This is a genomic window from Thiemannella venezuelensis, assembly GCF_014203605.1.
Lineage (GTDB): Bacteria > Actinomycetota > Actinomycetes > Streptosporangiales > Streptosporangiaceae > Planomonospora_A > Planomonospora_A venezuelensis.
In genome coordinates, this window is record NZ_JACHJJ010000012.1 from 38,101 (window position 1) to 56,632 (window position 18,532).

The window sequence follows — 18,532 nt, forward strand, 5'->3', positions numbered from 1 at the left end:
CGGTACCGCGACGAAAGGTCGTTTACCCGGATTGCGACATGAGATCCGCGCATGTCCCGACTTTCGAGAATGGATCATCTCCGGGTCCGGCGATGCGGCCTCACGCGACGCTCGACTCGACGTCCACACCGCCCGGCAGCGCCTTGGAGGAGGGGCAGTGCCGGTGCGCCTGCCCGGCCGGGCGGACGGCCGGCGACCGGCCGGACGGATCCTCGCCGCCGCGGCCTCCGGCCACCGGCGTGGACGTCCGCTCCGGGACCACTCCAGATCGGCGGTCGTCCTCCGGGAAGCCCGCCATATTGGCGGGTTCCTTTCCCCGCCCCGAGGCGCTTTCCTCGATGACAACAGATCAGCCGGTAAGTGGGGAAACACACAAAGATCAGCCACCGAAACGCAACATGTCCACCTTGGCGTGATCAACACCCCATAACTACGCTGATCATGACAAACTGCCACGAGCGGAGCAATGGCGCTCCGCTCACCGTATGGAGGACTCCCTTCATGTCCATCATGGTGCCGTCAACGACGCCGGCAGCCACCCCCCTGCTCACCCCGGGCCGCCAGGCCCTCGACTCCGCGCTCTTCCAGCTCGACCAGGCCGCCGACCGGCTCGGCCTGGACGACGGCCTGCGCACGATGCTCGCCACCCCCCGCCGCTCGCTCACCGTCGCGGTGCCCGTCCGCCGCGAGGACGGGCGGATGGACGTCGTGCAGGGCTTCCGGGTCCAGCACAACATCACCCGCGGCCCGGCCAAGGGCGGCATCCGCTTCCACCCCTCCACCGACATCCACGAGGTCACCGCGCTGGCCATGTGGATGACCTGGAAGTGCGCGCTGGTCGGCATCCCGTACGGCGGCGCCAAGGGCGGCGTCTCCGTGGACCCGGCCTCGCTCACCGTACGCGAGCTGGAGCGGGTCACCCGCCGCTACGTCAACGAGATCCTGCCGATCATCGGCCCGGAGCGGGACATCCCGGCCCCCGACGTCGGCACCGACGAGCAGACCATGGCCTGGATCATGGACACCTACTCGGTGAACGCGGGCTACCCGGTCCCCGGCGTGGTGACCGGCAAGCCGATGACGCTCGGCGGCTCCCTCGGCCGGGCCGGGGCCACCTCCCGCGGCGTGCAGATCGCCGCGCTCCGGGCGCTGCAGGGCTCTCCCGAGGGCCGCACCGTCGCGGTCCAGGGCTTCGGCAAGGTCGGCGCGCTCGCCGCTCGCTACCTCGCCGACGCCGGCTGCCGCGTGGTGGCGGTCTCCGACGTCACCGGCGCGGTGGTGAACCCCTCCGGTCTCGACGTCGACGACCTGCGGGCCTGGGTGGCGGAGTCCGGCGGCGTGCGCGGCTACCGGCACGCCGACGCCCTGTCCCACGCCGAACTGCTGGAACTGGACGTCGACGTCCTCGTCCCGGCCGCGCTGGAAGGCGTGATCACCGAGGGGAACGCCCCCCGGATCAGGGCCCGCCTGATCGTGGAGGGCGCCAACGGCCCCACCACCCCCGAGGCGGACCGCATCCTGGCCGACGCCGGGACCACGGTGGTCCCCGACATCCTGGCCAACGCCGGCGGCGTGATCGTCTCCTACCTGGAGTGGGTGCAGAACATGCAGGCCTACTCCTGGAGCGCCGACGAGGTCGAGATCAAGCTCCGCGACCTCATGGAGCAGTCCTTCAACGCGGCGGCCGGGCTGTCCGCCGAGCGCGGCGTCACGCTGCGCCAGGCCGCCCACGTCATCGGCGTGGGCCGGGTCGCCGAAGCCCACCGGCTGCGCGGCCTGTACCCCTGACGGCCACCGGATCCGCCGGGACCCACCCCACCGGGTCCCGGCGGGCCCGGTCCCCGGTGGAAGAAGCCCTCCGTCAGGCGGCGTTCCGCCACGGGGCGGTGTCCAGCAGCTCGTCGACCCGCGGGGCGGGGACGGGCGGCGAGAACAGGTAGCCCTGCGCCAGGGGGCGCCCCATCTGCTGCAGCAGGGCGGCCTGCTCGGAGGTCTCCACGCCCTCGACCACGGTGTCCAGGTGCAGGCTGGCCGAGAGCTCCATGATCGCCTTGGTGAAGGCCTGCGTCTGGTGGGGCCCCTCCTCCGTCAGCGCGATGGTGAACGAGCGGTCGATCTTGAGGACGTCCACCGGCAGGGTGCGCAGGTAGGCCAGGGACGAGTAGCCGGTGCCGAAGTCGTCCAGGGCGATGCGCACGCCGTGCTCGCGCAGGGCGTCGAGGACGCCGATGAGGCGCTGGGTCTCGGCCGGGGTGGTGGCCAGCAGCATGCTCTCGGTGATCTCCAGGGTCAGCGCTCCCTCGGGCAGCTCGTGCCGGACCAGCGTCTCCAGGACCATGGCGCCGAAGCCGTCCTCGCGCAGCTGGCGGCCGGAGACGTTGACGGCGACCGAGATGCCGTACCGCTCGTGCCAGCGGCGCGCGTCGGCGCAGGCCTGCTCCAGCACCCACCGGCCGATCGGGACGATGAGGCCGGTCTCCTCGGCGACGGGGATGAAGATGTCCGGCCGGACCGGCCTGCCCCCGGTGGGAGTCCAGCGCAGCAGGGCCTCGACCCCGCAGATGTCACCGTCGATCAGGTTCACCACGGGCTGGTAGTTCAGGGTGAACTCGTCGCCCGCGAGCGCCCGGCGCAGCTCGGCGGTGAGCCGGGTGCGCTCCAGCTGGGCGTCGCGCAGCCCCGGCTCGAAGACGGCGATCTGGTCCTTGCCCGCGTTCTTGGCCGCGTACAGCGCCAGGTCCGCGTTGCGCAGGGCCTCCGACGGACTGTCGACGCCGAGCCCGGCCAGGATGCCGATGCTGGTGGTCAGGTGCAGCTCCCGGGCCTCCAGCCGGTAGGGGGCCCGCACCGCGGTCAGCACGCGCCGGGCCAGGGCGAGCGCCTCCTCGGGCGTCGCCTCGGGCAGCAGCAGGGCGAACTCGTCGCCACCGAGGCGGGCCAGGATCCGGCCCGGGGCCTCGACGGTGTTCAGCCTCCGGGCCACGTGGGTGAGCAGCTCGTCCCCGATCGGGTGGCCGAAGGTGTCGTTGACGTCCTTGAACCCGTCCAGGTCCAGCAGGAGCAGCGCGGGCGGCCGTATGCCGGGAAGGGAGGAGGAGGCGATGATCGTGTGCTCGAGGGACTGGCTGAGCAGGGTCCGGTTGGCCAGCCCGGTCAGCGGGTCGTGCAGGGCGCGGTGCGAGAGGCTGCGCTGGAGCGCCTCCTGCCGGCGCAGGGCGACGCCCAGCTCGGCGGAGCGCTCCTCCGCGAGCCGCGCGAGGGTGTTCAGGCGCAGCACCAGCAGTACGGCCAGCATCACGGTCAGCGCCGTGTTCATCAGGCCGTCGAAGAAGTGGCCCGACCCGGAGGACTCCAGGGACGCGTGGCCGAGTCCGGAGACCAGCGGGCTGAGCAGCGCCAGACCCAGGAAGGCCATCACCCGTCCCCGGCTGGACACGACGGGCGTGCGCAGGCGCCTCCCGGCGGCGTCGGGGTGCAGGACGGCGGCGCCGGACAGGACGGAGAAGCCCAGCCAGCCGAGCGTGGCGGCGGCGCCGGAGGACCGGCCCGCCACCTGGTCGACCAGGTAGGCGCCGTCTCCGGCGAACAGGGACAGGTAGGCGGCGCCCAGCAGCCGCAGCCACGGCGCGCGGCGGTTGTCGAACGCCAGCCGCAGGAGGATGCCGACGGCGAACAGGTCGATGACGGGGATGGCGACCGCGAACGCGAGGTCCGCGCCGGTGCGCCCGCTCGCGTCGATCAGCGGGCCGATCAGGAAGGTCCACAGCGGCATCGCCACGCAGACGGCGATGATGCCCGCGTCCAGCAGCCCGGCCCCGCGCGAGCCCTCGGCCCGCAGGCTGAGCATCGTCAGCGCGACCAGCGACAGGGCGTAGGTGGCCAGGGTGCCGGCCCGGTACAGGTCCATGGACCCGGGGATCTCCAGCCAGACCCAGCCGACGCCCCAGGCCAGGGTGGTCGAGAGCCAGGCGGAGACGGCGGCGACGCACAGCAGCCGCCACGGCCACAGTCCGGTGAGCCCGTTCCTGCGGGCACCGGTCAGGACGGCGGCCGCCGAGGCCCCCTGCGCCAGCACCCACGCCAGCACGTCCAGTGCCGGGGAGACGGAGGCGAGGAACGGGGTCGCCGCGGTCAGCGCGGTGGCCGCCAGGAGGTAGACCAGCCAGAGCCGGGAGGCTCCGGTGAGGCGCGAGAGGGCGGAGGGGAACACCTCGGGCACGATCTGGCTCACCTCCTTCGCCGTCCGTCCTGTCGTGGGCACAGTGACTCGGAACCCACCATCGGTCCGGCGCGGAGGATCCTGAGCGTTTCCGTCCGGCCGGGGGCTCACGAACGGGCGTGGCCCCGGGGCGACGGCGGGGAGTCCGGCCCGTCCAGAACGCTGACCAGCCGTTCCAGCTCGCGCATGAGCCGCTCGGTGCGCTCCAGGCCGTAGGCCGCCTCGATCACCCGGTGGTGCCCGGCCACCCCGCCCTCCACCCGGGCGAGCAGCTCGGCGCCCCGGTCGGCGAGGAAGACCGCGACCCTGCGGCGGTCGGCCGGGTCGTGTCCCCGGTAGACCAGCGAACGGTCGACGAGCCGGTCGACCGCCTTGGTCAGCGTCGGGTGCGGCATCAGCACGGCCTCGGCCAGTTCGCCCATGGAGTGGCCGCGGCCGTCGGCGAGGCCGCGCAGGATGCGCCACTGCTCGACGGTGACGTCCTCGGCCGCCAGCGCGGCGGCGAGCCCCCGGTTGACGCTGCGCTCGGCCCGGCTGAGCAGGTAGGCGAGCGAGGATCCCAGCCCGGTCGTCACCACGTGGAGCTCCCGTCTGCATCCCGGTTGGACAACGGACCTGCCGGGCCCGTCTCCACGGGAGGATACTCGGCTCCGTGGCAGAAGCCGTCCCAGGAGGAGCCGTCGCAACCGTGATCACCCCCTTGGAGGCGCGGCTGCTCGGGACGTCCGCGCTGCGCGTCGGGCTCGTGGTCCCGGTCTCCGGGGTGCTCGGGCTGGTCGGGCCGTGCGCGATCAACTGCGCGATCCTGGCCGCCGACGAGGTCAACCGCGCGGGCGGGATCCTCGGCAGGCAGGTCGAGCTGGTGCTCGTCGACGGCGGCCGCCCTGCGGAGCTGGTCGCGGCCGAGACCGGCGCGCTGGTGTCCGCCGGAGCCGTCGACGCGGTGGCCGGGACCTGCGGCAGCGACGTGCGCGTGGCGGTGGTCCGGGCGCTGGCCGGGCGGGTGCCGTTCGTCTACGCCCCGCCGTACGAGGGGGGCGGCCACGCGCCCGGCGTCTACTTCCTGGGCGAGACGCCGGAGCGGCAGCTCGGGCCCGGCATCGACTGGCTGGTCGCCGGCCGCCGCGCCCGCCGCTGGTACCTGCTCGGCAACGACTACGTCTGGCCGCGCCTGGTCCACGCGGCGGCCAGACGGCGCCTGGCCGGGCACGGCGCCTCGGTGGTCGGCGAGCGGCTGGTGCCGTACGGCGTGCGGGCCTTCGCCCCCCTGCTGGAGGAGCTGGCCGCCGCGCGGGCCGACGCGGTGCTGCTCAGCCTGATCGGCAGTGACCTCGTCGCCTTCAACCGGGCCTTCGCCGCGGCGGGGCTGCCGTGCGCGCGGCTCTGCGGGGCGCTGGAGGAGCACGGCCTGCTCGGCGTCGGCGGTGACACGACCGGCGAGCTGTACGGGGCGATGGGCTACTTCGCGAGCATGGTCACCGAGGAGAGCCTGAGTCTGGGCGAACGCTACACCCGGCGCTTCGGCCCCACCGCGCCGCTGCTCAACGGGCACGGGCAGGGCTGCTACGAGGCGGTGCTGATGATCGCCGCGCTCGCCGCCCGCGCCGGGACCCTCGCGGTGCCCGCGGTGGACGCGGCCGCCGACGGCGCGTCGATCGTCACGGCGCGCGGACGGCTGACGCTCCGGGGCCGGGGCGTGCGGCGGCACGCGCATCTCGGCCGGGCCGACGGGCTCGACTTCGACATCATGTGCTGAACGGCGTGAGGACGCGGCGTGCGAGGGCGGAGCGCGGGACCGCGAGGAGATCATCCAGAAGCTTCCAATAGAAATCTTTTCCTTTTCAAGGATTAGCTCTAGGGTACGGCTGCCCCCTTCGTCAAGGAGCCGCCATGGCAACCGACCCCTCTCTGGAGCACTTCGGCTACCAGCAGGAACTCCGCAGGTCGCTGAGCTTCACCGACCTGCTCGTCTACGGCCTGATCTTCATGGTGCCGATCGCCCCGTTCGGCATCTTCGGCAGCGTCTACCAGGGCTCCGGCGGCATGGTCGCCCTCGCCTACGTCATCGGCATGGTCGCGATGGCCTTCACCGCACTGTCCTACGCGCAGATGGCCCGGGCCTTCCCGATGGCCGGCTCGGTCTACACCTACGCCGGCCGCGGCATCGCCGCACCGGTCGGCTTCCTGGCCGGGTGGGTGATCCTGCTCGACTACGTGCTGGTGCCCGCCCTGCTCTACCTCATCGCGAGCTACGCGATGGCCTCGTTCGTTCCCCTCATCCCCGTCTGGGGCTGGCTGGTCATCTTCGTGCTGCTGAACACGGTGGTGAACTACGCGGGCATCCAGATGACCGCCCGGATCACCAAGGTCATGCTGGTCGCCGAGCTCATCGTGCTGGCGGTCTTCCTGGTCGTCGGCCTGGTCGCGCTGGCCCAGGGGAAGGCCCAGGCGGGCGCGCTCAGCCCGCTCTTCGACTCCTCGACGTTCTCCTGGCCCCTGGTCTTCGGCGCGGTCTCGATCGCGGTGCTGTCCTTCCTCGGGTTCGACGGCATCTCGATGCTGGCCGAGGAGAACCGGGAGGACAGCCGGGTGCTCGGGCGGTCCATGGTGGCCGCGCTCGGCCTGGCGGGCGTGCTGTTCATCGCGCAGACCTGGGTGGGCGCGCTGCTGACCCCGGACCGGGAGAAGCTGCTGGCCGAGGGCGACCCGGCGGGCACCGCGTTCTACGACATGGCCGAGTTCGCCGGGGGCCACTGGCTCGGCGTGCTCACCGCCGTCGCCACCGCGATCGCCTGGGGGTTCGCCAACTCGCTGGTCGCCCAGGCCGCCACCTCCCGGCTGCTGTTCGCGATGGCCCGCGACCGCCAGCTCCCCCGGTTCCTGGCCCGGGTGGACCCGGCCCGGCGGGTCCCGGTCAACGCGACGCTGCTCGTGGCCGCGGTCTCCCTGGCCGTGGGCCTGTACCTGACCACCCGCGACGACGGCATCGGCCTGATCAGCGGGCTGGTCAACTTCGGCGCGATGACCGCCTTCCTCGCGCTGCACGTCTCGGTCGTCGTCCACCACGTCCTGCGGCGGGGCAGCCGCGACTGGTGGCGGCACCTGATCGCCCCGGCGATCGGCTTCGCGATCCTGGTCTACGTCGTGGTCAACGCCAGCATCGCGGCCCAGGCCCTCGGCCTGGCCTGGCTCGGCCTCGGCGTGGTGGTGCTCGGCGCCTCCTACGCCCTGGGCCGGCGCCCCACCCTGTCCGGCCTGAACGATCCCTCGGACGCCTCCCCCAAGCAGACCCTCTGACCGCCCGACCCCAGGAGAGATCACGTGTTCGACGCATCCGAGGCGCCGCCGCCCTCCCCGAGCCCCCGGACCCCGGGAGGCGCACGATGAACGTCGTCTCCTACCGGCCCGGCCCGGCCGAACTCGCCTACACCTTCGGCGGCCGTCCCGCCGTCGGCACCGTACGGCCCGGCACGATCCTGGAGCTGTACACCGAGGACTGCTTCGGCGGGCGGGTCCGCTCGGTCGACGACCTGCCCTCGAAGGTCTGCGAGTTCCCCTACCTCAACCCGGTCACCGGCCCCTTCCACGTCGAGGGCGCCGAGCCCGGCGACACGCTCGCGCTGCACTTCGTCGCCATCGAGCCGGCCAGGGACTGGGCGGTCTCCACCACGTTCCCGCACTTCGGCGCGTTGACCGCGACCCACACGACGGCGATGCTGCACCCGCCGCTGGACGAGGTCGTCTGGCGCTACGACGTCGACGCGGAGAAAGGCGTGGTCCGCTACCGCGCCCGCCGGAGCGACTTCACCGTCGAGCTCCCGCTGGACCCCATGCACGGCACCGTCGGCGTCGCGCCGGGCGCCTCCGAGGCCCGGATGACGATCACCCCGGACGCCCACGGCGGCAACATGGACACCCCCGAGCTGCGTGCGGGAGTGACCGTGTACCTCGGCGTGAACGTCGCGGGGGGGCTGTTCGCGATCGGCGACGGCCACGCCCGGCAGGGGCACGGCGAGGTCTGCGGCACCGCGGTCGAGGCGGCGATGAACACCGTGGTGGCGGTGGAGCTGATCAAGGGGGTGAGCACCCCCTGGCCGCGGCTGGAGGACGACGGCCACCTGATGTCCACCGGCTCGGCCCGCCCGCTGGAGGACGCCTACCGGATCAGCCAGCACGACCTGGTCACCTGGGCCGCCGAGCTCACCGGCCTGGACGTCCTGGACGCCTACCAGCTCGTCAGCCAGGCGGGCCAGGCCCCGGTCGGCAACGTCTGCGACAGCAACTACACCATGGTCGCCAAGCTCCCCAAGGACTACCTGGGCGGTCCCGCCGTCTACGAGTCGGCCCACGACCGCCTGCGCTCCCTGGGCCGCCGCTACCTGTCGGAGCGCTGACAGCCCCGGAACCGTCCCGCACCGCCGCACGACCCGGAGTGCGACGGCGCGGGACCTCCCGGAGAGCGCCGCCGTCCCTCCCCACGACCCGGGCGCGCCGTCACGGCCGGGCGGCTCTGACGATGTCCTCGCAGAGGGCGTGGGTGGCCAGGGCGTCTCCGGCGTCGAGGACGGCGCCCGAGCGGACCGCGTCCAGGAACTCCAGGCAGACCTGCTCGATGCCGCGCTGGCGGGAGACCGGGGTCCAGTCGCCGCGCCGGGTGAGGGTCTCGGTCCCGGCGTAGTCGGTCACCTCGGCGAGGTTGGCCACCCGGCGCTTGGCGCCGCCGCCCATGACCTCCACGGTCTCCTCGGACGCGCCGCCCACCCTGTTCATGATCCCGAAGGCGGTGAAGCCGTCGCCGGAGAGCTCCAGGGTCACGTGCTCCAGCAGGCCGTCCCTGACCCGGGTCCGGATGCCGGTGTGCCCGACCTCGCCGGGGACCAGGAAACGGAGGGTGTCCACGACGTGGACGAAGTCGTCGAAGATCGCGGTCCGCGGGTCCTCGGCCAGCCCTCTGCGGTTCTTCTGCATCACGACCAGGTGCCGGGGCAGGTCCAGCAGGGCCGCGTAGGACGGCGCCCGGCGGCGGTTGAAGCCCACGAGCAGGGAGCGCTCCCGCTCGCGCGCCAGCCGTACGAGACGCTCGGACTCGGCGAGGGTGTAGGCGATCGGCTTGTCCAGGTAGACGTGGACGCCCGCACGGAGCAGCGGTTCGACGATCTCCGCGTGCGCGCTCGTGGCCGCGTGCACGAAGGCGGCGTCGACTCCCGCCTTCACGACCTCCTCCACCGAGGTGAAGCGGGGCCCGATCCGGTGGGCGTCGCCGAGCCGGTCGAGGACGGCCCGGTTGCGGGTGCACAGGTGGAGGTCGAGGCCGGGCAGCGCGGACAGGACCGGCAGGTAGGCCTTCTCCGCGATGTCCCCGAGACCGATCATGGCAATCTTCATGCCGCGACCCTACGGCCTGCGGCCCGGGCCGGACGGCCGGATCGCATGGCGTGCCGTCCGGTCCGGGCCGCACGCCTCTCCCTACGGCCCTGCGCACACCCTTCCACGCGGGCCTGCCCCGGAAGGGCTCACGCCGCCGTGGCCAGGCGCTCGCGCCACCAGGCGATCGTCTCGGCCAGTGCCTCGTCCATCGGGGTGGGCGCCGTGCCGAAGGTCACCTGGAAGTCGGTGGAGTCGAGGACGAACGGCCGGACGAACTGGTACCGCAGCTCCTCCAGCTCGCCGAGCACGGGAGAGAAGGCTCCCGCCGTGCGGAGCAGCCAGTGGGGCATGGCCCTGACCCCGGGGTTGCGCACCCCGGCCAGTTCGCACAGGCGCTCCGCCACGGCGCGGTAGGTCATCGCGGGTCCCGTCGGGACGTGCCAGGCGCGGCCCCAGGACCGGTCGTCGCCTGCGGCGGTCACCAGGGCGCGGGCCACGTCGGGCACGTAGGTCCAGCTGTGCGGCTGGTCCGGGTCGCCGATGTGGCGGACGGCCTTGCCCGTGAGCAGGCGGGGGACGAGCCTGTCGCCCAGGTGCGACTGGTCCAGGCAGCCGGGGCCGAAGTAGTCGGACCCGCGCACCTCGGTCACCCGGACCCGCCCGGCCTCGTGCGCGGCCAGGGCATCGCGCCACATGCGGGCTCGGATGGCGCCCTTGGCCGAGGGTGGCGCGAGCGGGTCGCCCTCCTTCATCGGGCGGCCGGGCGCGGCGTAGACGTAGAGGTTGCCGAGGATGACGTATCCGGCTCCGGCGGCCTCGGCGGCCCCCAGCAGGGACCCCGCCATCGGCGGCCAGTCCTGCGCCCAGCGGTGGTAGGGCGGGTTGACGCAGTTGTAGAGGGTGTCGGCGCCCTGCGTCAGGGCGGTCATCCGCTCCCGGTCGGCCGCGTCCGCGGCGACCTTGCGGACCCCGGGCAGGTCGGGGCCGGAACCGGACCGGCTGACGAGGACGACCTCGTGCCCCTGCCCGGCCAGCAGCGCGGCGACCTGGGAGCCGACCTGTCCCGCCCCGGCGATGACGTGCTTACCCATGATCATTCTTCCTCTCATCGGTTCCTGCCGGTTCTCACCGGTTCTCACTGGTTCCAGGCGAGCCGCAGGATGGCGTTGACGACGTAGACGGCGGCGAAGGCGAGCGCCGGGGTGAGGCGGCCGGCCAGGGCGAGGGCCGCGGCGCCGCCGCCGAACCAGAGCAGCTCCAGCGCCACCCTGGCCAGTCCGGTCAGCGGGACCCGGGCGTCGTTGGCGGCGCCGAAGACCGCCCAGACCGCGATGAACAGGGCGACCCCGCCGAGCCCGAGGAGCAGTTTCACCGGCCAGTTCTGGCCCGCGGTGAAGCCCCAGTAGCCGACCGAGGCCAGCACACCCAGCTCCAGCAGGAACATCACGAGGAGGTTGGTGCTCTTGGCGAGGGGCAGCATCGGGACTCCTTAGAGATTGCCGTTCCGTTCTGAGAGCAATGCTCTCTCATTGGAGCAGAGTCCGTCAAGAGCAGTGCTCTCGTTTCTCTTCGGTGCTCTGGTACGGTCGTCGCATGAACGCAGGCCGTACAGCACGGGAACGGGTCCGGGCCGAGCTGACCCGCGAGATCACCGACATAGCGCGCAGGCAGCTGGCCGTCGACGGCGCGGCGGGGCTCTCGCTCCGCGCGGTCGCCCGGGAGATGGGCATGGTCTCCTCGGCGATCTACCGCTACTTCCCCTCCCGGGACGACCTGCTCACAGCGCTGATCATCGACGGCTACAACACCGCCGGCGAGGCCGTCGAGAGGGCCGACGCCGCCTGCCCGCGCTCCGACTACACCGGACGGTGGCTGGCGGTCTGCCACGCCGTGCGGGACTGGGCGCTGGCCCGCCCGCACGAGTACGCGCTGCTGTACGGCTCGCCCGTGCCCGGCTACCAGGCGCCGATGGACACCGTCACCGCGGCGGTCCGCGACACCGTCGTCTACGGCCGGATCCTCTCCGAGGCCCATGCCGCCGGGGCCCTGAACCCGCCGGGCGTCTGCCCTCCCGCGCCCGCCTCCTTCGCCGGCGACGCGGCACGCGTGCGCGAGGTCATGCCCGGCGTCCCCGACGACGTGGTCGCCCGCGCCCTGGTCGCCTGGAGCGGCCTGTTCGGCTGGGTGAGCTTCGAGCTGTTCGGCCAGTTCAACGCCGTGGTCCTGGATCCGGCGACGGCCTTCGGCCACGCCATGCGCTGCCACGCCGCCCTGCTCGGGCTCCCGGCTCCCGCCGCTCCCCCGCACCGGTAGACGGCCCCGCTCCCTCCGGCGGCGGGGCGGACGGGCGGGTGCGGCGTCCGGGGCGGCGGTGGCAGGATGCCGGGATGGATTCGATCTTGCGTAGCGCGGGCGAGCTGCTCGGCACCGAACTGTCCGACCCGGTCGACCTGGGCGGCAGCATGCGCAGCACCGTGCTGCGCTGCCGTACGGCCGGCGGCGGAACCGTGATCGTCAAGTCGTTCACCGACGGGCCCGAGGGGCTGCGCGGTTTCACCTCCGAGGCGGCCGGGCTCTCACTGCGGCTGGCGGGCCCCGAACTGCTGGGCGTGGACACCTCCGTGCCGCTGGTGGTGATGGCGGATCTCGGAGACGCGCCGTCCCTGGCGGACGTCCTGCTCGGGGACGATCCGGAGGCCGCCGCGGAGGGCCTGCTGACCTGGGCCCGCGGGCTCGGGCGGCTGGCCGCGGGGTCGGTGCCCAGGCGCGCCGACCTCGCGTCGCTCTGGACGCGGTACGGCGGAGGCGCGACGTCCTGGGAGGACGAGCCGTGGATCGGGCAGAACGCCGCCCGCCTGCTCGCCTCGCTCGCCGGAGCCGGGCTCGTGATGCCGGCCGGGCTGGCCGGGGAGCTGGCCGGGATCGGGGCGGTGGCCGCGGAGGAGTACCCGGCGTTCACCCCGGGCGACACCTGCCCCGACAACAACCTGCTCACCACGGAGGGCCTGCGGCTGATCGACTTCGAGGCCGCCTGCTTCCAGTCGGTCTTCCTGACCGCCGCGTACTGCCGGATGCCGTTCTCCACCTGCTGGTGCGTCTTCCGGCTCCCGTCCGGGCTGGCGGAGGAGATCGAGCGGGTCTTCCGCGCGGAGGTCGTGGCGGCCTACCCGGCGCTGGCGGAGGACGAGGTCTGGCAGGCGGGGATGCGGCGGGCGACCGTGGTCTGGACGGTGTTCGCGACGGTGAACATGCTGCCGCGCACCGTGGAGGACGGGCCGATCCACCGGACCCGGCGGCCGGTCCCGACCCGGCGGCAGGTGCTGAGGCACCGCTGGGAGCTGGCGAGCACGGTCGAGGAGTATCCGGCGTTCGCCGAGACGATGCGGCTGCTGCTGCGGGAGGTCGCCGGAGGCTGGGACGTGCCCCCGCTGCCCGGGTACCCCGCGTTCTCCGGCCTGCGCGCCGGACCGGCCGGCCCGGCCGCCGCGGCCGTACCGACCGGCTCGCAATGACTCCGGCGCGACCGCCGGCGCCGGTCCCCTCGCGGGCACGGGCGATCTCGCGCACCTTGCCCGCGTTCAGCGGACGGCGGCACTTCCCCGCCGGTCGAATACGTTTTCCGTCCTTTCTTCAGGGATGAATCCCGGCTTTCTGCCGGACGAAATTCTCAATCAGCGCGATATCCGCAAATCCATTACCCCTTTCTTGGGATTGAGCTTGTTCTGTTGACATGCTGTTGATTACCGTGTGAATGACGTGGGGGACGCCGCCTCCTGATCTGGTTCTGGTGCAGCGAGCCGTACGAGGGGAGCAGCGTGGCCGAGCTCGATCGCGAGGCGATGCGGGCCGTCGTGGAGCGGATCCGGCGGCTCTCGGACGAGCACTGGTGGGCGCTCGATCCCTCCTGCCGCCTGATGGAGGACGACGCGTGGGTGGGGCCCGCGGGTGCCCGGTTCGGCACGCAGGTCCACGCCGACCAGCGGGAGCTGCGCGCCGTGCTCGCAGAGGCGGTGCACAGCGCGGAGCGGAAGCTCGCCTCGCTGCCGGAGCGGCCATGACGACCGGCCCGGAGTTCACCGGAGTCAGGCAGGCCGAGTTCGACGCGATGGCCGGCGAGCACACCCAGGCCGCCGGGCGGCTGGAGCAGCTCGCACAGGCGCTGTACGGCGAGCTGCAGGGCGCCGGGCTCGACACCTCCCCCGCGGTGCGGCTGCGGGAGCTGGCCGGGCGGGTCACCGCGCAGGCCGAGGACCTGCGGCGGCGGCAGAAGCTGGTCCACGAGCTGGATCGGCGGAAGGTCGCCTTCGGGGTGAGCACGCCCGCCGGAAGCTTCCTGAAGGTCCCCGACACGCTGGAGGCCGCCCGTGGCCTGCTGGACGGGACGCTGGCGGGCCGCGCGGCGCTGAAAGGCGCGGACGGCGACGCCAGGGCACTGGCGGAGCTGGAGAAGTACGCCTCGCGGACCGGGGACGCGGAGTTCGCCAAGGTGTTCCTGAGCGTGCTGGGCGCCGGAGGCGTGACGCGGCTGCCCGGCTCGCTCGCCGTGCGGCTGCGCGAGGCCGCGAGCCGCGGAGACTCCGATCGTGTGGCGCGGCTCTCCGCCTCGGGCAAGCAGGCCCTGCGCATGCTGAGCACGGCTCTGGCCAAGGGAACCGACCCGAAGAACCCCGCGTACATGGGCGCCGGTTTCCTCAGGAGCCTGGCCAAGGAGGGCCGGAAGGAGCACAAGGCCGGTGACACGAAGTACGCGGGCTACCAGGCCCAGGCGCTGATCTGGCGTGCCCACGACGGGAAGACGCCGTTCTCGAAGGAGTTCATGGAGGTCGTCGGGCGCGACGCGGTCGTCTACGAGCAGGAGCGGTACAAAAGCAGGTGGGCGGCGAGCAAGGACCTGCTGGGCCGGACCTTCGCGGGAGACCAGATCCCCATGTTCGATCTGGCCTCCTCACTCGGTCTGGGCGGTCTGCTGAGGCCGGGGACGCACGCGGGCGGTCCGGGCGCGCAGACCAGGTCGTCGGTGGTGGACGATCTGTTCCACGCGGCGAGCTTCGGCAAGGACGCCTCCCAGGCCCTGCTGAACCACACCCCGGCGGGGTGGAAGGAGTCCGTGCTCGACTACATGCTGACCACGCGGTGGAACGCCTTCCGCTACCTGGACGACTACAAGCCGTTCAACGACGTGCTGATCGCCGCGACGACCGGTCAGGACACCACGTCCCAGAAACTGGCGTCCGAGATGACCAAGATCCTCGCCGACGAGGTCCGCCCCGCCTTCGCCAAGGGCGACGACGGGAACCTGTCAATCAAAGACCGGGCGGCATTCGACCGCTTCACGCCTCTGGGCTACCCGCTGGCCCGCGCGCTGGCGGCCAACATCGACCAGTTCTCCCGGCTCCTGCTCAACCACGCGACCTTCGGCAAGGCCTCGGCGGAGGACCTGTCCTACGCGCTGACGCTGGCCACTGCCAATGACGCCGGATTCGAGGCCCTGGTACGGGCTCAGACCGAGCACATGCGGGCGGCTCTCGACACTGTGCCCCCGGTGGGTCTCACCGCGGCCAATGCCGAGAAGCTGGGTTTCACGAAGTCCGATGTCAAGAAGTTCGACTTCGACGAGGATGGACGAGTCGACAAGGCCGACATCAAGCAGTTCCTGACCGACCGGACCGTGGCGGAGGCCCGTCCCTTCGGGCACATTGTGGAGATCCGCCATCAGACGCTGATCGCCCAAGGGTTGGACGGCAAGAAGGCGAGCGACGCCTTGAAAAACATGGTGCGGGACGGCATCGGCCTGTTCCCCGTGCCGGGCTCCCGGCAGTTGGGCGAGCAGGTCGGCCAGGCCTTCAGCGGACTGGTCACCAGTGCCTACGACAAGCTGACCGGATTCGGATACGACGCGCTCTCCAAGCAGATCGGCCAGCAGGCGGCCACTCAGGGGCGAAGCATGGACGAAGCTCATCGGACGCTGGGAGACAACCGGGTTGCGGTGGAGCGACTGGCAGAGCAAATGATCGCCACTGCCATGCTGAACAAGGGCATGCTCGATGAATTCGCCCTAAAGGATCAGTCGTTCGCGATGGGAACCCCGCCGAGACTCAAGCCCTTCACCGAGATGACCCCGCAGGAGTACAGCCAGTTCCTCGAATGGGCACGCGTAACCGGTGGAAGTGACGACCTGATGGACCGCTTCCATAACACCTTCCGCAGGACCAGCCATGTGGACGACTACCTCGACCTGCAGATTCCATCCTCCCCGGCAGGTGACAAGTGAGGCTTCGCCGTCTCTCCGTCACTCTGACCTCCCTCGCGTTCCTCGCTGCGGCCTGCACCTCGGAGAACGACGCAGCGTCCACACCCGCCCCGCATCCCCGCCCGGTCGTGGACTCAGCCCCTTACATCTGCAAACTCGTGCCCGAGCAGGCGTTTCGCCTGGTCAGCGGCGTTACTGAGCCGCTCATGGAAAAAACATACGGCGGTGAGAGCAGCGGCGAGTGCCAAGACCCGGACGCATCCCTCCCTCCGTTGATAGTGACCTGGCTATGGGCGGGTGAAGGGACAAGCCAAGAGCATCTGGACTATCTCCTGGATAGCAGGCGTCAGCTCTATAGCAGGTACGACGGAACCACGCTCCCCACGGACCTCGGAAAGGGCTGGGCCGCTTATCTGTCGACCAGCGCGCTCCCCGATCCGCTCTACCGGGTGAGTGCGAAGTTCCGCTGCGACGGAAAAGACCGGATGATCGACATCTACCTAGCCCAGGTCGCCGAGGGCAGGGATGCGATCAAGGACATGATCGAGCTGATGCGCATCGCCCAGAAGCGCTACGGCGAACTGTACGGCTGCACGCCGGGCACGTAGCGGAGCCGTACCGTCCCCGCAGAAAACGCACGCGACCGCGCCTCCCAAGGTCTCGGAGGGCGCGGTCGCGTGGCGGTGGGCGGCCTTGTGGGCGTGTGCCGGACGCCCCGGGCCGCGGCAGGTCGGTGCCGGGCCCCGGCGCGGGAGCCGTACGTCAGCGGGTGGCGCGGTTGACGGCGGAGATGATGGCCTTCAGGGAGGCGGTGGTGGTGTTGGCGTCGATGCCCACACCCCACAGGGTCGTGCCGGCCACGTCGCACTCGACGTAGGAGGCGGCCTTGGCGTCGCTGCCGGCGCTCATCGCGTGCTCGGCGTAGTCCAGGACGCGGACCTGGATGCCGACCCTGGACAGGGCGTCGCAGAAGGCGGAGATGGGGCCGTTGCCGACGCCCGCGACCTCGCGGATCTCGCCGTCGACGCGGACGTCGGCGCTGATGGCGTCCTTGCCGTCGACGGTGGAGGAGTTGCGGTGGGCCAGCAGGCCCAGGCGGCCCCAGGGGCTGGCGGGGTTGGGGAGGTACTCGTCGGTGAAGGCCTCCCACATCGCGGCCGGGGTGATCTCTCCGCCCTCGGCGTCGGTGCGGGCCTGCACCACGCGGGAGAACTCGATCTGCAGGCGGCGCGGGAGGTCCAGGTGGTGGTCGGCCTTCATGATGTAGGCGACGCCGCCCTTGCCGGACTGGCTGTTGACCCGGATCACGGCCTCGTAGGTGCGGCCGATGTCCTTGGGGTCGATCGGCAGGTACGGCACCGCCCAGCGGAAGTCGTCCACCGGCACGCCCGCCTCGGCGGCGTCGCGCTCCAGGTGCTCGAAGCCCTTCTTGATGGCGTCCTGGTGGGAGCCGGAGAAGGCGGTGTAGACCAGCTCGCCGCCCCAGGGGTGGCGCGGGTGCACGGGCAGCTGGTTGCAGTACTCCACCACGCGGCGGATCTCGTCGATGTCGGAGATGTCGACCTCCGGGTCGATCCCCTGGGAGAACAGGTTCATGCCCAGCGTGACCAGGCAGACGTTGCCGGTGCGCTCGCCGTTGCCGAACAGGCAGCCCTCGATGCGGTCGGCCCCGGCCATGTAGCCCAGCTCGGCGGCGGCGACGGCCGTGCCCCGGTCGTTGTGCGGGTGCAGGGACAGGATGATCGAGTCGCGGTGGGCCAGGTTGCGGCTCATCCACTCGATCTGGTCGGCGTAGACGTTGGGCGTGGCCATCTCGACCGTGGCGGGCAGGTTGATGATGACCTTGCGCTCCGGCGTGGGCTGCCAGACCTCGTTGACCGCGTCGCAGACCTCCACGGCGTACTCCAGCTCGGTGCCGGTGAACGACTCCGGGGAGTACTGGAAGTGGACGTCGACGTCGGAGGCGTCGGCCAGCTTCCTGCAGAGCTTGGCGCCCTCGACGGCGATGGCGGTGATGCCCTCGCGGTCCTGGCCGAAGACGACCCGGCGCTGGAGCGTGGAGGTCGAGTTGTACAGGTGGACGATGGCGCTCTTCGCGCCCTGGATCGCCTCGAAGGTCCGCTCGATCAGCTCCGGACGGGCCTGGGTCAGGACCTGGATCACCACGTCCTCGGGGATCCGGTCCTCCTCGATGATCTGGCGGACGAAGTCGAAGTCGGTCTGCGAGGCGGCGGGGAAGCCGACCTCGATCTCCTTGTAGCCCATCCGTACCAGCAGCTCGAACATCTTGAGCTTGCGGTGGGAGTCCATCGGGTCGATCAGCGCCTGGTTGCCGTCGCGCAGGTCGACCGCGCACCACCGGGGCGCCTTCTCGATGACCTTGTCGGGCCAGGTGCGGTCGGCCGGCTTCACCGGGGCGAAGGCCTCATAGCGGTGGAACGGCATGGGGCTGGGCTGCTGCGGATGCATTTTCACGGGCTCCTCGGCTGGAAGACGATCACGGCCGACGCGCATGACTCGCTCCGCGACGAGGGAGCCGGCCTTCTACAGGCCCTCGTCGCGGCAGCTAAGAAGAAGCCCGCGCAGCATGCACGATACGTTATCAGAGAGTTTCAAAAATCCAGGCAACGGTCTCACATGACGGAACACAAGTCTCTTGACGTGCCGCGATGGCGGTTCCGGCCCTCGGGGCGCCG

Annotated in this window: 16 protein-coding genes; 9 read left to right on the top strand and 7 right to left on the bottom strand. The window is 71.7% G+C overall.

Annotated features, from left to right (window positions below; all coding sequences use genetic code 11):
- Nucleotides 1-100: 100 nt before the first annotated feature.
- Nucleotides 101-298, bottom strand: coding sequence for a hypothetical protein (locus FHS22_RS18540; protein ID WP_184943338.1), 198 nt, complete (start codon nt 296-298; stop codon nt 101-103).
- Nucleotides 299-501: 203 nt separating this feature from the next.
- Here FHS22_RS18540 and FHS22_RS18545 point away from each other — a divergent pair, with 203 nt between their 5' ends.
- Nucleotides 502-1,788: a Glu/Leu/Phe/Val family dehydrogenase gene (locus tag FHS22_RS18545; protein ID WP_184943339.1), complete on the top strand. Its 1,287-nt coding sequence runs from the start codon at nt 502-504 to the stop codon at nt 1,786-1,788.
- A gap of 73 nt (nt 1,789-1,861) precedes the next feature.
- Here the strand turns inward: FHS22_RS18545 and FHS22_RS39290 are convergent, their stop codons facing one another.
- Nucleotides 1,862-4,231 (bottom strand): EAL domain-containing protein, encoded by a 2,370-nt coding sequence (locus tag FHS22_RS39290; RefSeq protein WP_184943341.1) that lies wholly within the window; start codon nt 4,229-4,231, stop codon nt 1,862-1,864.
- Nucleotides 4,232-4,326: 95 nt separating this feature from the next.
- Nucleotides 4,327-4,797, bottom strand: a complete 471-nt coding sequence (locus FHS22_RS18555; protein ID WP_184943343.1) for a MarR family winged helix-turn-helix transcriptional regulator — start codon at nt 4,795-4,797, stop codon at nt 4,327-4,329.
- A gap of 110 nt (nt 4,798-4,907) precedes the next feature.
- Here FHS22_RS18555 and FHS22_RS18560 point away from each other — a divergent pair, with 110 nt between their 5' ends.
- The 3 genes from FHS22_RS18560 to FHS22_RS18570 all read left to right on the top strand — a co-directional run bounded on the left by FHS22_RS18560 (nt 4,908) and on the right by FHS22_RS18570 (nt 8,613).
- Nucleotides 4,908-5,975, top strand: coding sequence for a substrate-binding domain-containing protein (locus FHS22_RS18560; RefSeq protein ID WP_184943345.1), 1,068 nt, complete (start codon nt 4,908-4,910; stop codon nt 5,973-5,975).
- A gap of 134 nt (nt 5,976-6,109) precedes the next feature.
- Nucleotides 6,110-7,516 carry an APC family permease gene (locus tag FHS22_RS18565; protein ID WP_184943347.1) on the top strand — a complete coding sequence of 469 codons (1,407 nt, stop codon included), beginning with the start codon at nt 6,110-6,112 and terminating at the stop codon, nt 7,514-7,516.
- A gap of 86 nt (nt 7,517-7,602) precedes the next feature.
- Nucleotides 7,603-8,613, top strand: coding sequence for an acetamidase/formamidase family protein (locus FHS22_RS18570; RefSeq protein WP_184943349.1), 1,011 nt, complete (start codon nt 7,603-7,605; stop codon nt 8,611-8,613).
- Between the two features lie 100 nt (nt 8,614-8,713).
- Here the strand turns inward: FHS22_RS18570 and FHS22_RS18575 are convergent, their stop codons facing one another.
- The 3 genes from FHS22_RS18575 to FHS22_RS18585 all read right to left on the bottom strand — a co-directional run bounded on the left by FHS22_RS18575 (nt 8,714) and on the right by FHS22_RS18585 (nt 11,066).
- Complete coding sequence (locus tag FHS22_RS18575; protein WP_184943351.1) at nt 8,714-9,604, bottom strand: Gfo/Idh/MocA family protein; 891 nt, start codon at nt 9,602-9,604, stop codon at nt 8,714-8,716.
- 128 nt (nt 9,605-9,732) lie between these two features.
- Nucleotides 9,733-10,677: an NAD-dependent epimerase/dehydratase family protein gene (locus tag FHS22_RS18580; RefSeq protein WP_184943353.1), complete on the bottom strand. Its 945-nt coding sequence runs from the start codon at nt 10,675-10,677 to the stop codon at nt 9,733-9,735.
- Between the two features lie 44 nt (nt 10,678-10,721).
- The gene (locus tag FHS22_RS18585; RefSeq protein ID WP_184943355.1) at nt 10,722-11,066 is read right to left on the bottom strand and encodes a YrdB family protein; all 345 of its coding nucleotides are present in this window, start codon (nt 11,064-11,066) and stop codon (nt 10,722-10,724) included.
- 113 nt (nt 11,067-11,179) lie between these two features.
- Here FHS22_RS18585 and FHS22_RS18590 point away from each other — a divergent pair, with 113 nt between their 5' ends.
- The 5 genes from FHS22_RS18590 to FHS22_RS18610 all read left to right on the top strand — a co-directional run bounded on the left by FHS22_RS18590 (nt 11,180) and on the right by FHS22_RS18610 (nt 16,444).
- On the top strand, nt 11,180-11,899 hold the full coding sequence (locus tag FHS22_RS18590; RefSeq protein WP_184943357.1) for a TetR/AcrR family transcriptional regulator: 720 nt from the start codon (nt 11,180-11,182) through the stop codon (nt 11,897-11,899).
- A 74-nt stretch (nt 11,900-11,973) separates the two neighbouring features.
- Nucleotides 11,974-13,098 (top strand): hypothetical protein, encoded by a 1,125-nt coding sequence (locus tag FHS22_RS18595; protein ID WP_221473806.1) that lies wholly within the window; start codon nt 11,974-11,976, stop codon nt 13,096-13,098.
- A gap of 303 nt (nt 13,099-13,401) precedes the next feature.
- Nucleotides 13,402-13,644 carry a hypothetical protein gene (locus FHS22_RS18600; protein WP_184943358.1) on the top strand — a complete coding sequence of 81 codons (243 nt, stop codon included), beginning with the start codon at nt 13,402-13,404 and terminating at the stop codon, nt 13,642-13,644.
- A complete protein-coding gene (locus tag FHS22_RS18605; RefSeq protein WP_184943360.1) occupies nt 13,641-15,857 on the top strand; it encodes a hypothetical protein in 2,217 nt (738 codons plus the stop codon). Before FHS22_RS18600 ends, FHS22_RS18605 begins: the two co-directional genes overlap by 4 nt.
- 137 nt (nt 15,858-15,994) lie before the next feature.
- Nucleotides 15,995-16,444, top strand: coding sequence for a hypothetical protein (locus tag FHS22_RS18610; protein WP_184943361.1), 450 nt, complete (start codon nt 15,995-15,997; stop codon nt 16,442-16,444).
- Between the two features lie 154 nt (nt 16,445-16,598).
- On the opposite strand, the gene leuA is transcribed toward FHS22_RS18610, so the two are convergent.
- A complete protein-coding gene (gene leuA / locus FHS22_RS18615; RefSeq protein ID WP_184943363.1) occupies nt 16,599-18,305 on the bottom strand; it encodes a 2-isopropylmalate synthase in 1,707 nt (568 codons plus the stop codon).
- Between the last annotated feature and the right edge of the window lie 227 nt (nt 18,306-18,532).

Excerpts from the sequence above, each read along its gene's own strand:
- FHS22_RS18590 (WP_184943357.1), top strand. The coding sequence starts at position 11,180 with ATGAACGCAGGCCGTACAGCACGGGAACGGGTCCGGGCCGAGCTGACC.
- FHS22_RS18570 (WP_184943349.1), top strand. The coding sequence starts at position 7,603 with ATGAACGTCGTCTCCTACCGGCCCGGCCCGGCCGAACTCGCCTACACC.
- FHS22_RS18540 (WP_184943338.1), bottom strand. The coding sequence starts at position 298 with ATGGCGGGCTTCCCGGAGGACGACCGCCGATCTGGAGTGGTCCCGGAG.
- FHS22_RS18575 (WP_184943351.1), bottom strand. The coding sequence starts at position 9,604 with ATGAAGATTGCCATGATCGGTCTCGGGGACATCGCGGAGAAGGCCTAC.
- FHS22_RS18580 (WP_184943353.1), bottom strand. The coding sequence starts at position 10,677 with ATGGGTAAGCACGTCATCGCCGGGGCGGGACAGGTCGGCTCCCAGGTC.
- FHS22_RS18545 (WP_184943339.1), top strand. The coding sequence starts at position 502 with ATGTCCATCATGGTGCCGTCAACGACGCCGGCAGCCACCCCCCTGCTC.
- FHS22_RS18595 (WP_221473806.1), top strand. The coding sequence starts at position 11,974 with ATGGATTCGATCTTGCGTAGCGCGGGCGAGCTGCTCGGCACCGAACTG.
- FHS22_RS18605 (WP_184943360.1), top strand. The coding sequence starts at position 13,641 with ATGACGACCGGCCCGGAGTTCACCGGAGTCAGGCAGGCCGAGTTCGAC.
- FHS22_RS18565 (WP_184943347.1), top strand. The coding sequence starts at position 6,110 with ATGGCAACCGACCCCTCTCTGGAGCACTTCGGCTACCAGCAGGAACTC.
- FHS22_RS18585 (WP_184943355.1), bottom strand. The coding sequence starts at position 11,066 with ATGCTGCCCCTCGCCAAGAGCACCAACCTCCTCGTGATGTTCCTGCTG.
- leuA (WP_184943363.1), bottom strand. The coding sequence starts at position 18,305 with ATGCATCCGCAGCAGCCCAGCCCCATGCCGTTCCACCGCTATGAGGCC.